Here is a 12,498-nt window from a genome sequence, read left to right on the forward strand (position 1 = left end):
CGGAAGAGGAGATGCTTCGCCCGATGGGAAGAGGATCACCATCCCCCCGATCCCCCTCGCCGCTGGCCGCGCCCACCACGCCACTACAGATCCGCCCCTACGAGGAAGCCGACTGGCCTGGAGTGTGGCGGCTGCTGGAGCCGGTGTTTCGCGCCGGGGAGACGTTCCCCCACGATCCGGCCATCACAGAAGTCGAGGCCCGGGCCCAGTGGGTGGAGGAGAGCCAGGCCGTCATGGTGGCCATCGGTTCCACCGGAGCCGTGGTGGGCACCTACTACCTCAGGCCCAACTCCCTCGCCCTCGGCGCCCATGTGGCCAACGCCGGCTACGTGGTGGCCGTGCACTGCCGGCGTCAGGGCATCGGCAGCCGCCTCTGCCGGCACTCGCTCCAGGCCGCCCGGCGGCTGGGCTTCCGAGCGATGCAGTTCAACCTGGTGGTGAGCACCAACACCGCCGGCATCCGCTGCTGGCAGCAGAACGGCTTTCAGATCATCGGCACCCTGCCGGGGGCATTTCGTCACAGGCAGCTGGGCTATGTCGATGCCCTGGTGATGGTCCAACTGCTCCACTGAATCGAACAACACGTCGCCTTTGCCGAGCTCTTGATCGGGGAGGACAGGGCCATGCGGGTGGGGGAGGCGTTGGAGGTGCTTGAACGTAACCGCTTGCAGCGGCTGCACTTTGTGAGACTTGAGACAGTCATCTTGAAGCCGCCGCGATCCGCTCCCGCAGCCTGGCGGCCATGGCCTGCACAGCCGCATGGCTGGCGAGCTCATGGGGCACCAGCAGCCAGAGGAGCTCCACGAGCGGCTCCCACGGCAACACCGCTGTCAGCGCCGCCTCTCGCCAGGGGCTGGTCTGCAGCAGGGACGGCGGCACCGGCAGCAGCGCATCACCCCGTTGCAACGCCGCCAGCCAGTCGATGGCGGCAACAGCTTCGAGCGGGGTGATGGCCGCCAGCTGCTGCTCCTCCAGGGCGTGATGGAGCGCCGGTGCTGCCGCCACCGGCGGTGCCAGGAACCGGAAGGCTCGGGACGGTGGCGCGGCGGAGGAATCGGTGCCGTTCAACCGGCTGGCGAGGAGCAGCCTCCAGCGGCCCAAGGGCAGCCAGGCCATCCCCTCCAACCATGCAGGTGGGGCCTCCAGCTCAGGGCCAACGCTCGCCAGCAGTACCGCCTCCAGCTCGCCAGTCAGCAGCAGGTCACACCACTGGCTCAAGCTCCGCCACTGCAGCGGCGGCGAGTGCAGGGGGGCGAGTCTGTCGAGCAGGTGCTGATGGAACAGGTCGGTGGCCACACGCAGGCCGGTGGCAGGGCGCATTGGAGGTCGAATCGGAGCAGGCAGCGGATCTCGCGCTGGTCGGCGGGTGGCGGAATACTCCTGCCACCACGGCCGTAATCGGCCTTTGGTACTGACCGCCACCAGCACGGCAAGCAGCGCTACCGAATCGTGATGAATGCAGCAGGAATGGCAGCGCCACTTGCTGCCCAATGGAGCTGGGGATGTGTCCTTCGATCCAACGCCCATGACTTCCTTCCCGTCCGCGACTGCCGAGCAACGCCGCCACACCTCGGAGCAGCCGGCTCGGCCGCTGCGCTGCCACCTGCTGATCGGCCCGCCGTCCAGCGGCAAGTCCACCCTCGCCCGCCACCTGGCCACTCTTCTGAGCGGGCCCGATTCAGCACCGCCCTGTTACATCAGCAGCCGCGAGATTCGCGCCGAAATCTTTGGTGATCGCGGTGTCCTTGGCCCCTGGGATGACATCGCCGCGGTGATGCACCAAAGCATCCAGGAGGCTGTCGGCTCAGGCGCTCCGGTGATTGTCGAGGCCACCTTCTCGCGCCGTTCCTGGCGCCTCGCGATCACCCAGAAGCTGGAGCTGCCGGTGCCGGTGGAGTGGATCGGCTGGTGGCTGCGCACACCGCGCGAGCTCTGTCAGCAATGGAACCGGCGCCGTGATCACAGCGTCCCCGAGCAGGTGATCGACAACCATGTCTCCCTCCTGTCTGAGGCTGCCTTCTCGCCCAGCCGCTCGGAGGGTTTCGCGGCGGTGGTCTGCGTCGAACCCCATCACCATGAGCCCCTGGAGCCGCACCTGCAGGTGGTGCTGGGGAAGTTGGAGCGGCGGATCAGCGCCGCCCGCAACCGGGACGCCCGGCTGATTCCTCATGGCTATTCGCGCCTGCTGGAGTGCGAGCGGCTGCTCCACCTGATCCAGCTGCTCAGCCGCCAGCCGGAACTGACCGCGACCAACGTCCAGACCTCCCCCGAGGAATCTGCGGGCCTGGCCGAGCGGGCGGCGGCCCTGCTCGCCCGGACCCATGGGCCTTGTTATGCGGACGTGAGCGCGATCGCAGCCGATCTGAACTGGTTGCGGCAGCAGGGGTTCACCGCCGCCTGGCGCGTCAACTCCGAGCAGGGGGAGACCGGGCCGATGCGGGCGGTGGAGCCGCCGCCCTGGCCCGCGACGCAACCGCTCAGCGCGGGCGGCTGGTCTGCGCTCGGTGATCGCGAGACCTTTTGCCGTGCGCTCACCCTGCTGCGCCACATCCTTCACCACCCCTTTGATCGACAGGAGGGGGTGGCGATCGACCACCACCTCGCCGCAAGGCTGGCGACCCTCAGCGGCGGCCGTCACTGCTGGACCCCCCGCCAGTTGCACCAGAGCATCACCACCGTGCTCACGCCCTATGGCTTTCGTGATGCGGCAGGCAGTGGCCGCCACGGCTACGCCCTCGGTGCCTCGCTGCTGCCCTTGCCGCTGCAGGTGGAAATCCATGGGCTGCTGCAGGCCAATGCCGATCGGCTCGGTGATCCCAGCGGACAGGCCATCGCCCGGGAGCTGGGCACGAGGTTGCAGCGCAGCGGCATCGCCATCGAGAGCGTCCCGCCGGTGCGGACCTTTTTCAATCGCTCCCTGTTGGCGGGGGATCAGCGCAGAGGCGGCACCCTGCTCAACACCGAGCAGGCCGAGCAGCTGCGCGGCGCCATTCAGCAGCACCAGCGGGTGGTGCTCACCGCGATAGCTACCTCCCATGCGGGGCTGGAGGAAATCCGGGTGTGGCCGTTGCAGTTGATCTTCCACACCAGTGCCTGGTACCTGCTGTTTGAGCACGACCACATCGGCCAGATGGAGGGCTTACTGGCCTGCCGCCGGATCGATCAGTTGGGGCTGCGCCGGATCGAAATCGGCAGCTGCCGCAGCCAGCCGTCCCACGCGGCGGCGCTGCTGCGCGGCGAAACCTTGCAGCACTGCTGCGGCAGCCTTGAGTTCGGTGATGCCCAACCGGCGCAGCAAGCGGTCTGCGGGAAGCCATCGAAGCAACGCGCCAAGGCGATGGGCACCTTGCGCCTGAGCTGTGATGCCGCTGCCTTTGCCTTGCTCCGAGAGGAGGTGCGGCGCTTCCCGGCGGCGGCGGTGCGCCTCTCGCGCCCCCTCCCCGGTGATGGGGTGATCAGCGCGCTGGGTGAGCAGGAGGCGCTGCTGCCGTGCAGCCGCTCCAGCCACCCCTATCCGGTGGAGATCGACCTGCCGCTCTGGACCCTGGAGCGTGACTCGGACCTGCGTCGCTGGATCTATGCCCTGGGCGGCGGGGTGCGGATCGAGTCGCCGCTGAACCTGCAGCAGGAGCACCGCCGCTGGTTGCAATGCGCCCTGGCGGCTTATCCCAGGAGAAAGGAAATCAAGAAAAAGCGGGTGCCCAAGCGGCTGCGGCAGACCGCAGGAGCGACAGGCAGAAGAGGGACGGTGATGGAGGAGAACAAGTCTTGAGAGCAGGGCCGCCCTGAGCTTCACCGCAGCCGAATCGACAGCACCAGGGAAAGCTCATGGCGTCCCACGCGGCCACAGCACTCCGGTGCTCGGTCGGCCGCTGCCGCCACCCGATCCCCCGCCCCCCTGGAGCTGCTTGGCATAGAAGGGGTGCTGTCGCACGCCCGGGGCACCGAGCGCTGCCGTTGACCAGTCGATCAGGAAGTCCGGGCCGGTGGTTGGACCCATCGCCACAGGGCCTGGAGTGAGCAGCGGGCAGAAGCTCAGACGATCCGAGATCGTGTTCCAGGGCAGGGAACCGACCGTGTCCCAGCCCGCCCGTGGCGAGGTACCGGGTGGGTGCAGATACCAGATGTCACAGGCTCCGCTGGCTGCTGCCGCCAGTTGATAGAAGGTGCCGGCACCGCCGGGGTTGCTCACCCGGCCCAGACGGCGCGGGTCCGAGTGCTGGTTGCTGCCCAACCAGAAGCACTCCGGCAGCGCGATGCGGGGTTGGAGGATCCCCGGCGCGAAAATGCCGCTGGTGGTGTTTGCATACAACCCACAGCCACGAATCAGCTGCTGATCGTTGCCAGTGGGCGGCAGCGGAATGATCGAGGCCGCCACCAGGGCGTTGTTGCTCCAGGTGTAGCTGTTCTGTGAATAGAACATGCCGGTATAGGAGTTGGAGCGGTTGAGCAACACACTCCAGCCGCTCACCGTCGGCGAGCGGAACAGCAGCAGGGTGTGATTCTGCGTGTTGATGTCGGTCCCGATCGGCGCGATCGTGTAGCAGAAGAACTCACGGCCCGGCGTCGTATCGGCCTGAATCAGCAGAAAGCCGGCGAGCTCCCAGGCCGGTGTGCCATCGGAGGCGTAGTGCGACAGGCCGGCAGTGACGCTGAATAGCGTCGCCGAAAAGCTGCCGTAGCCGCCGTTGCTGCTGTCGTTGGTATAGGCGCTCTCGAGGCCGAGTTGCAGGCGGGCGGAGCTGCTGCTGGAGTTGTAGCCCTGAACCTTGGAGCTGTTGGAGAAGCTGAGCAGCACCGGAGTCTGCGGATGGCCCAGCCGCCAGACGTAGCCGTAGGTGGTGGGCCCCGTCGCGGCGTTGTGATCCTTGATCAGCGACAGCGGCACCAAGGCATTGGCTGGTGTGTCGTTCACCTCCGCCGAGAAGGCAGTGAAGGCCTCCGCGAGCTTGAGGCCCGGATCAGTGGCCAGCTTGCTGGTCCAGTTCCAGAGCGGCCATTGCAGGGCGGAGCAGGTGAGGGTCATCGCGTCAGCTCACCGGATCCTTGAGCCGCACCACCAACCGTGAGGGGCCGAGTTGCAGCCACTCACTGCCATCGGCCGCCTTGATGTAGCCGAGGCTCGTGAAGGTGCGGTTGTAGATCGCCAGATCCGCCGGCAAGGCCACCGGATCCCACCACTGCACCGGCGGCAGCGGCGTGGTGAAAACGATCGTTGGGGTGAGCGGCAGCCACTGGGCCGGGCGCACCAGCATCAGCGGAAACCCCGAGGAGAAGAAGTCAACGCGGAAGGCAGTGGCGAGCTGAACCTGGGGCCGCGCCAGGTTCCAGGCCACCGTGGCGATCACCCCGGCCATGTCGGTGAGCGACAGGTGCCACTGGCCCGAAACCACATCCTTGGCGATCAGCAGCGCCACTGCCTGGCGGTTGGAGAAGGAGTGCTGCGAGAAGGCAAAGCAGAAGAACTCCTGGCCTGCAGCCAGGCTCGATGCCACCACCGCCCCCAGGGGCAGCGGCCCTGGGGGCAGGGTGATGGCGGAGTTTGTGCTGCCCACCCCGCCGGTAAGGCTGCCATGGCCACCCAGAGCCGCGCCCGGCGAGAAGCCCGACGCCATGGCGGCGTGGGCCGTAACTGCGCCGCTGCTCAGGTTCGCCACCCACTGGCCCATCAGCTCCACCGGCTGACCGCCACTGAGCGCCGCGAGCTGCGCCTTGATCGTCCAGCCGCAGAAACCCGGTGCACCGGCAGGGCCGGTGAGCAGGCTCAGCAGCTGGGTGGGGTTCTGGCTGTTGGCGGTCGTGATCCAGGAGGCCAGATGGCCTTCCACTTCGCCAAAGAGGGCCGGGAGCGCAAAGCCCTGGTCTCCCCGGCGGCTGAGATCGGTGATCGTCGCCGCCATCAGCCGCCCACCGAATCGTTGAGCACCAGGGCCAGCACAGCCAACGTGGCCGTGTGGGCACCTGCGGCCTCGGTGCGCAGCCGCGCCCAGAGCCGTTGCTGCAGGGGGCTTTCGCCATTGCTGTAGCTGCTGCCCGGCGCGAGTTTGAGCAGCGACGTTTCAGCCGAAAAGCGCAGATCCAGCAGCACACCGGCTGAAAGCGGCGGGTCCTCCTCGATCGGCCTGGCCCCGTCCGCCGTTCGTGCCGCCGCGGAGTCGTAAAAGCTCACCCAGGCCGCCACCGAGCAGCTCACCTCCAGGAAGAGCCCATCCACGCCGAGGCCCGCAAAGCTCAGATCCAGCACCGACGGGCCGCTGAGCGGCCCACTGCTCTGCTGCTCAAGGGCCCGCCTGGGCGTGTCGATCCGCGGAACCCAGCTGGGCATCAGGGGATCACCGGGATCTTGCGGATCGCCCGCACCGTCTGGGGAAACGTCTTGCCCAGCGGCTCCCAGCTGCCATAGAACCAGTCCTGCACCTCGTGGGTGGTGGCCGAGTCCTGCGTGGAGGTGCCCATCCCGCCGGCAAAGAAGGCCTCCGCTGCTCCATCAACAAAGAGCGGGAAGGCGGTCTGAGCCGGAGACGAGAAGGTGTAGTTGGCACTGGCCGGCACCGCATAGGGGTTGGCGCCGTGGCTGGTCACATTTCCCTCGCTGCCATCCGGCTTGAAACGCCGGTAGAGGATCTCCAGCTCGAACAGCGCCGGGATGTACCAGTCGGAGAATGTCGCGATCGAAAGCCCACGCGCCCATTGGGTCGCCGGGTGGGCGGCATCGTTGGCGGCGTTGCTGTTCGCCCAGCCATCGAACGTACTGCTGGCGCCGGTGGTGAGCGTGCCCGTGGTCTTGCAGGCCCTCACGCTCTGGCCTGTTGCCTTGGGCGCAATGATCAAGGCGTGGGTGGCCACGCCATTCATGCTCTGGGAGATCAGCCCGCCGTAGAAGCCGCCCTCGTAGGCAGCACCGATCGCCGGCAGGCTGGCCACCGGGGTTCCCGTCGGTGCCGCGCCGAGTTTGTAGACGTCGCCGTTGCTCTGATCGAGGTAGAGATCCCCCTCGATCTGACCAGGAATAGAAGCCGGCGGTGGGCCGCTGCCCACGAACCAGCCGGTGCCACGGGCACCCTGGGCGCCCGCGAGGCCGGTGGCACCGATCGGCCCTTGGATGCCCTGCGGCCCTGCGGCACCGGTGCTGCCGGCCGGTCCGCTTGGCCCGGCGGGACCTGCCGGGCCCACGCTGCCGGTCGGGCCAGCCGGGCCAGCGGGGCCTGAGATCGGCCCGGCGTTCACCCAGGCGCTACCGGAAGCATTCCAGCTGTAGAGACTGTTGTTCTCGTCCTGAACGATGTAGGCGTCACCCTGCACCTGCCCGCTGCTTGGCAGCGCCGAGAAGGTGGCAACACTGCCCTTGAGGTTGATGCCCGTGCCGGCGGTGCCCTGCGGGCCTGCCGGTCCCTGCGGTCCCGCTGCTCCCGCACTTCCGGCTGGGCCGGTCGCTCCCGCTGGCCCCTGGCTGCCGGCGGGGCCAGGTGAACCCTGGGGACCAGCATTTCCCTGGCTGCCTGCCGGGCCTGCCGGTCCCGTCGGCCCCGTGGGACCCGGCACCCCCTGCGGTCCGCGGATCGAGCCGGTGTTCGCCCAGGCGGTCATCAGCTCAGCCGTGCGTCCTCACGTCCTATTGCCATTGAGGCGAGCAGGCCCGGTCAGGCCAGGCGCCAGTCAGCGCCGCTCCAGATCCGCAGTGGTTTCACCACCCAGTCCGTGCCGCTCCAGACCCTGCAGGGCCTGAGGATCCAGGTGTTGCCATTCCAGCTGGCGAATTCGCCGCTGCCCAGCGGCGGCGGCAGGTCCTCGAGCCAGAAGAACTCGGTGGTGATGATCGCTCCGGCTGGGCCCCGGTCCCAGCGGTCTGAGCCACCGCTGCAGGGCAGGACGCGATCACGGCTGCTGCGGTTCATGCTCAGCCGGCCGCAAAACGGACGACACCCTTGGAGATCCCGGTGGTGGTGGTGGTGCAGAGCTGGAGCAGCGCCAGGCAGGAATCGTTGGCGATCTCCGGCAGCGCCAGGGCGGCCCAGTCGAAGACCTCCGCCTTGTTCGCCACCACCGTGAACAGGCCAGCGCGGTAGCGGGTGCAGGTCACACCGAAATTGCCGGCGGTGCCGGTAGTGGCACTGAGGGTGACGCTGTTGACCGCTTTGATCCCCGTTTTGCCGGCGGCAAACGGCAGGATTTGATAGAGGCCCGAGCTGCGGCTGGTGGCCGCCAGCGGCACCACCACGTTGCTGCTGGAGTCGTCGCTGTAGGTCACGTTCACAGTGGCGCTCACCGCCGTGGAGCCCGTGTCCGTGTACCACTCCAGCCACCACTGCAGCTGGCTGTGATCCTCCGCGCCGATCCGCTCCGTCGGTACTCCGGCAAGAGTCAGCGGCAGGTTGGTGGTCTGGGCCGTCGGTGATGCGATGGTTCCGGACAGGCCGCCCTGATGGCAGAGCCGGTCATGAATCTCCAGGGTGCTGGTGGCGTTCCCCGTGGCGACATCCACCCAGGCGAGATAGTTCGTCACAGGTGGCGTCTGGTTGACCAGGGGCAGAGCACCGAGCAAGTCCTTGTTGCAGACGGCCTGCATCGCCGGGATCGCACCCTGCCCCGGCTGTCCCGTCGCCCGCCAGAGCGAATAGAAGCGGCCAGCCACGGCGTTGGCGACCGAAGCCTTGTCGAACAGCGCGTGGCGTGAGTTCGCCAGCGCGGCGATCAGCTGGTCACGGCTCGTGATCGCCATCAGTTCGTGTCCACCCAGAGGTCGTTGACCTGGGGATTGGCCGGTGGCGTTGGCCCCACCGTCAGCCGTGAGGCGTCGAGCTTGAGGGTGAGTGCCGCCTGCAGGTCGGCTTGGCTGCTCAGGCTGCCGCCGATGCCTCCCCAGACGCTCGGCCCTACCGGGCCTTCCGGCCCCCGCAACGACAGCCCGAGCGCACCCCAAGACGTCATCCGCTCCCCCAGCAGGTCACGCCTTCTATTGCCACTGACCGCAACGCGGTGAACCGCACAGCGGCGCACTCAGACGATCAGCTCGAAGACCTGGCCGTTCGTCCGGTTCAGGTACAGATCCCCCGGTGCCGGCGGTGGGTTGAGCCCCTCGCTCGGTGGCGGCCCATCACCCGCATACCAGCGGGTGCCGCGGCTGGCGGCGCCGGAGCCGTTCATCACCACCAGGGCTGGCTTGCCATCCACCGGCGAGGGCAGCAGCGCCAGGCCGCCCTGGGGGTGCAGCCGCAGCCGCCACACTTCGGCGCGGCTCCCGTTGTAGGCGAGCCCATCGAGGCCGTCGCCCGGCACCAGCGGCTCCACGCCCGCCAAGCTGCCGCCAGCGGCGCCGCCAGGTGGGGACGTCGGGATCATGTTGGGCGGCAGCGGGCAGCCCAGCAGCGCCACCGGCAACGCGGCGATGTTCACCCCCATCGTCACCGTCACGGTCAGGTCCAGCCGCTGCCCGTAGACATGCCGCACCTTGGGCACATCCGGCCGGTACGGCGTCCACGGCACGGTTTCGCTGGTTCCATCGCCCCAGTCCACCTGGAAGTCCTGGGCCGGCAGCCCCAGCGGGTTCACCGCAAGCTCGATCGGCGCTGAACCAAGTGGATCATTCCAGCGGCTCGGCGCCGGCATCCAGAACAGCTCCAGCGGCAGGGCCGGCACCGGCCCCAGCCGAAAGCTCAGCTCCAGCCAGCGCGGTGCCTCATGGAGCAGCACCCATTCCTCGCTGCCGGGGCAGCCGACCGGCGGGATGATCCGCACACGCCCGTTGGTGTCATCGAGGCCAGTGGGCAGCGGGTACGGCATGGCGGTGCGACGGGATCAGCGCAGCAGATCCAGCGGCAGGGCCGGCTCCTGGTCATCTGCCAGAGGCTCATCAAGCTCAGCGATCGGGACCGCGCTCGCCGGACCCTTGGCGGCCAGCCGCTCGGCCTCGGCCACCAGCTCCGCTTTGGTCATGCCCGGATCCAGCGCCACGCCGTAGCGGCGCTCCACCTCGGCGATGATCTGCGCCTTGGTCATCGCGGCGTAATCAGTCAGCGGGGCCGCCACCAATGCATCTGCAACCGCTGCACCTGCAGAGCCGGCGGCAACAACCTGGACTAGGTAGGTCTCGCTCTTGCCCGCACCGTTCACTGCCACCACCGGCAACCGGACCGGTTCGTTGATCAGGCTGCAATCGAGCTGGAAGCTCAACTCCGTGGCGCCCAGGAAGTTGTAGTCACCCGCCTCTGCCTGGCTCTCACCCCGGACCTCAAGATCACCGTCAGAGGAGAAGCCCGTGCCCACCACATAGGCCTCCACGACCTCGCCTTTGACCACAAACGGTCCGCCCTTGATCGCGGTGATCGTTGGCAACGCAGCAGGCGGATCCGGTGGATTCGGCGGCGATCCACCACCGTCCTCCCCATCACCACCGGCAAGGCCTGGAGGGTGCGCCGTCCAGCCGAGGGCCTGCCAGCCATCCATGTGGCAGGGGAAGCAGAAGCGGCTCTGGTCGCCATGAGTGATCCGCACCATCCCTTCTGGGGCCGCCACGCTCAGCAGGGAATCGGCATCGGTGAGGGCCATCGGGATCGTCGGATCAACGGGGCGAATGCGGTCGGAAGGTCCCTCCGGGACGGGGTTGAGCTCCGGTGCGGTCGGTACCGTCGGATCCGAGCCCTGCGTCAGCGGTTGAGGCGGCGCCCAGGGAGTGCCGGGCTGCGTCGGCCGTACCAGTGAGCTTTCAGAGTTGCTCATCGGCTCAGGCGTGGGTGAGGCTGACGTGAGCGCCAGCAGGGGTGGATGGCGTCAGGGTTGCCCGCGCAAAGAAGAAGCAGGGATCGACCACGTTGGCCAGATCACCGGCAGCAGGCACGAGCGAACCGCCGCTGATCGTCGCCTCGATCTGACCGCCGGCGGCAGGGATCGCCACGGTGGCGGCCGTCAACCAGGTGCCGGTGGTGCCGTCCTTGAGCAAGGGCGCCACCTCCAGCACGGCCGTCACCGCTGCGGCGGCACCGGGATGGGAGAAGAGCAGGGAGAAGTTGTCGGTGGTGTCGAGCGGAACGCTCAGGCGCACGATCTCGGCGCTGACGCGGGTGCGCTCAAACGGATCGGTAGCGCTGTAGTTGATCCAGCCCACCAGCGTGGTGGCGGCATCGATGAGCTTGTTGCCGGAAGCGGTCATGGTCATGTCCTCAGGGGAAACAGATCGAGCGGTGTGGCCTTCTGGGCCTCAGGTGAGGGCGGGGCCGATGTTGAACAGCCGCCCGATCGCCTTCTGATCGCAGACCGCAAAGCCCACGTACCAATCGACACGGGTGCGGAACACCGGCGCGTCCTGCACTTCCCCGAAGTCCCGCACCGAGATGCCGTAGCGCCCCTCAAACGGACCCTGCAGGCCGGTCATCTGCTCATCGCCAAAGGCGCAGCAGTAGATCGAGGTGGTGCCGCCCGCTTCCCCGAAACCGAGCACGTCGTTGCCGTTGGCGTCTTCCTCCAGGCAGAGGATTTCGGTGTCCTCGAACCAGTGGCGGCCGTCCATCACCTGATACAGATCACCACCGGCGGCGCGGCAGGCGGCGCTGATCTGGCGCCGACCTGCCTTGCTGGTCAGCAGCACCTTCTCGCTGCCGTAGGCATTGACGGAGTCCACCAGGGCCTCCAGCCGGGTGAGCTTGACGCTGCCGGAAGTGTTGTCGACGGTCTGGGGGCCACCGGGGGTGAGCCGCTTGCTGAGGCCATTGAAGGCGCGTGGGTCAAAGGCGGCATCGCCATTGATCACGGCCGCCTCGAGGGTGAGGCGCATCGAGCGCACCTTCTGCTCAGTCTGGGAAGCCCTGGCCTCAGGGCCGTTGAGGTCCACGATCGAGCGGTCCACATCGAGATCTCCCCCGAACAGGTGCACGAACTCGGTGTCGTTCTCAACGGCGCCGTAATCACGCCGGTAGCCCTCATTGACGGCGCGGAAGCCGACGCGGGGCATTTTCTTCTCGACGGCGAACTTGAGAGCACCACCAAGCAGGTTGCGGAAGGGGAGGCGGCTGATCAGTTGACCTTCGGTGAAGGTCTTGATCACGGCCAGGCGCTCCACCCGCGTCTCGTGTTTGGCAGCCTCGATCAGGGAGAGGCCCATGCTTGCTCCGGGTGTACCCAGCAACGTCACCCAGCTATTGCCATCGACAGAAAGGGTTGGGCGCTGGTCAGGGCCCGTCATGGTGCGGGGTGGCCTCAAGGGCTGACGCAAGGCGGCTTCGCCGCCCCTTGACCCCACCCCGCCCGGCTTTGGGGTCCTTCTCCAGCTCCCCATGGCTTCCGCCTTCCGCCGCGCTGCACTGGAGCGCCACAGCTCTGAATCCCTCGATCGCATCAGCACGATCTGCCACTCGGCCTGGGTGCCGCTGCCACGGCTCGCAGAGCTGGCCGAGCAGATCCTGTTTGAGCGCCAAGCGGCGCTGCCGGAGCCGGCTCTCGATCCGGAGCTGCTGGCGCTGCTGCCTTATTGAGCGCAGCTCCCGCCCGGCTGCGGCCGGGCTTTCT

Annotated in this window: 15 protein-coding genes; 3 read left to right on the forward strand and 12 right to left on the reverse strand. The window is 67.9% G+C overall.

Annotated elements, in window-relative coordinates; genetic code table 11:
* Positions 1 to 23: 23 nt before the first annotated feature.
* Positions 24 to 572 carry a GNAT family N-acetyltransferase gene (locus KBY77_RS12460; protein WP_255104947.1) on the forward strand — a complete coding sequence of 183 codons (549 nt, stop codon included), beginning with the start codon at positions 24 to 26 and terminating at the stop codon, positions 570 to 572.
* Positions 573 to 699: 127 nt separating this feature from the next.
* Here the strand turns inward: KBY77_RS12460 and KBY77_RS12465 are convergent, their stop codons facing one another.
* Positions 700 to 1,320: a hypothetical protein gene (locus KBY77_RS12465; protein WP_255104950.1), complete on the reverse strand. Its 621-nt coding sequence runs from the start codon at positions 1,318 to 1,320 to the stop codon at positions 700 to 702.
* A 205-nt stretch (positions 1,321 to 1,525) separates the two neighbouring features.
* Here KBY77_RS12465 and KBY77_RS12470 point away from each other — a divergent pair, with 205 nt between their 5' ends.
* Positions 1,526 to 3,772: an ATP-binding protein gene (locus KBY77_RS12470; protein ID WP_255104953.1), complete on the forward strand. Its 2,247-nt coding sequence runs from the start codon at positions 1,526 to 1,528 to the stop codon at positions 3,770 to 3,772.
* A 54-nt stretch (positions 3,773 to 3,826) separates the two neighbouring features.
* Here the strand turns inward: KBY77_RS12470 and KBY77_RS12475 are convergent, their stop codons facing one another.
* From KBY77_RS12475 to KBY77_RS12525, 11 genes are all read right to left on the reverse strand, one after another.
* Positions 3,827 to 5,026, reverse strand: a complete 1,200-nt coding sequence (locus KBY77_RS12475) for a hypothetical protein (RefSeq protein WP_255104954.1) — start codon at positions 5,024 to 5,026, stop codon at positions 3,827 to 3,829.
* A gap of 4 nt (positions 5,027 to 5,030) precedes the next feature.
* Complete coding sequence (locus KBY77_RS12480) at positions 5,031 to 5,900, reverse strand: hypothetical protein (protein WP_255104956.1); 870 nt, start codon at positions 5,898 to 5,900, stop codon at positions 5,031 to 5,033.
* A complete protein-coding gene (locus KBY77_RS12485; protein WP_255104958.1) occupies positions 5,900 to 6,325 on the reverse strand; it encodes a hypothetical protein in 426 nt (141 codons plus the stop codon). The genes KBY77_RS12480 and KBY77_RS12485 overlap by 1 nt, the downstream gene beginning before the upstream one ends.
* Complete coding sequence (locus tag KBY77_RS16540; RefSeq protein ID WP_261352212.1) at positions 6,325 to 7,587, reverse strand: collagen-like protein; 1,263 nt, start codon at positions 7,585 to 7,587, stop codon at positions 6,325 to 6,327. Before KBY77_RS16540 ends, KBY77_RS12485 begins: the two co-directional genes overlap by 1 nt.
* Before the next feature lie 53 nt (positions 7,588 to 7,640).
* Complete coding sequence (locus tag KBY77_RS12495; protein ID WP_255104961.1) at positions 7,641 to 7,895, reverse strand: hypothetical protein; 255 nt, start codon at positions 7,893 to 7,895, stop codon at positions 7,641 to 7,643.
* A 2-nt stretch (positions 7,896 to 7,897) separates the two neighbouring features.
* Positions 7,898 to 8,719: a hypothetical protein gene (locus tag KBY77_RS12500; RefSeq protein WP_255104964.1), complete on the reverse strand. Its 822-nt coding sequence runs from the start codon at positions 8,717 to 8,719 to the stop codon at positions 7,898 to 7,900.
* The gene (locus KBY77_RS12505) at positions 8,719 to 8,928 is read right to left on the reverse strand and encodes a hypothetical protein (protein WP_255104966.1); all 210 of its coding nucleotides are present in this window, start codon (positions 8,926 to 8,928) and stop codon (positions 8,719 to 8,721) included. The genes KBY77_RS12500 and KBY77_RS12505 overlap by 1 nt, the downstream gene beginning before the upstream one ends.
* A 69-nt stretch (positions 8,929 to 8,997) precedes the next feature.
* Positions 8,998 to 9,780 (reverse strand): hypothetical protein, encoded by a 783-nt coding sequence (locus KBY77_RS12510; protein ID WP_255104967.1) that lies wholly within the window; start codon positions 9,778 to 9,780, stop codon positions 8,998 to 9,000.
* A gap of 15 nt (positions 9,781 to 9,795) precedes the next feature.
* Positions 9,796 to 10,716: a hypothetical protein gene (locus tag KBY77_RS12515; protein ID WP_255104968.1), complete on the reverse strand. Its 921-nt coding sequence runs from the start codon at positions 10,714 to 10,716 to the stop codon at positions 9,796 to 9,798.
* Positions 10,717 to 10,720: 4 nt separating this feature from the next.
* Positions 10,721 to 11,152, reverse strand: a complete 432-nt coding sequence (locus KBY77_RS12520) for a hypothetical protein (protein ID WP_255104969.1) — start codon at positions 11,150 to 11,152, stop codon at positions 10,721 to 10,723.
* 42 nt (positions 11,153 to 11,194) lie between these two features.
* Positions 11,195 to 12,094, reverse strand: coding sequence for a major capsid protein (locus KBY77_RS12525; protein ID WP_255104970.1), 900 nt, complete (start codon positions 12,092 to 12,094; stop codon positions 11,195 to 11,197).
* A gap of 172 nt (positions 12,095 to 12,266) precedes the next feature.
* Between KBY77_RS12525 and KBY77_RS12530 the strand changes: the two genes are divergently transcribed.
* Positions 12,267 to 12,464, forward strand: coding sequence for a hypothetical protein (locus tag KBY77_RS12530; RefSeq protein ID WP_255104971.1), 198 nt, complete (start codon positions 12,267 to 12,269; stop codon positions 12,462 to 12,464).
* Positions 12,465 to 12,498: the final 34 nt, after the last annotated feature.

The organism is Synechococcus sp. Cruz-7E5 (assembly GCF_024345995.1).
Classification (GTDB): Bacteria; Cyanobacteriota; Cyanobacteriia; order PCC-6307; family Cyanobiaceae; genus Regnicoccus_A.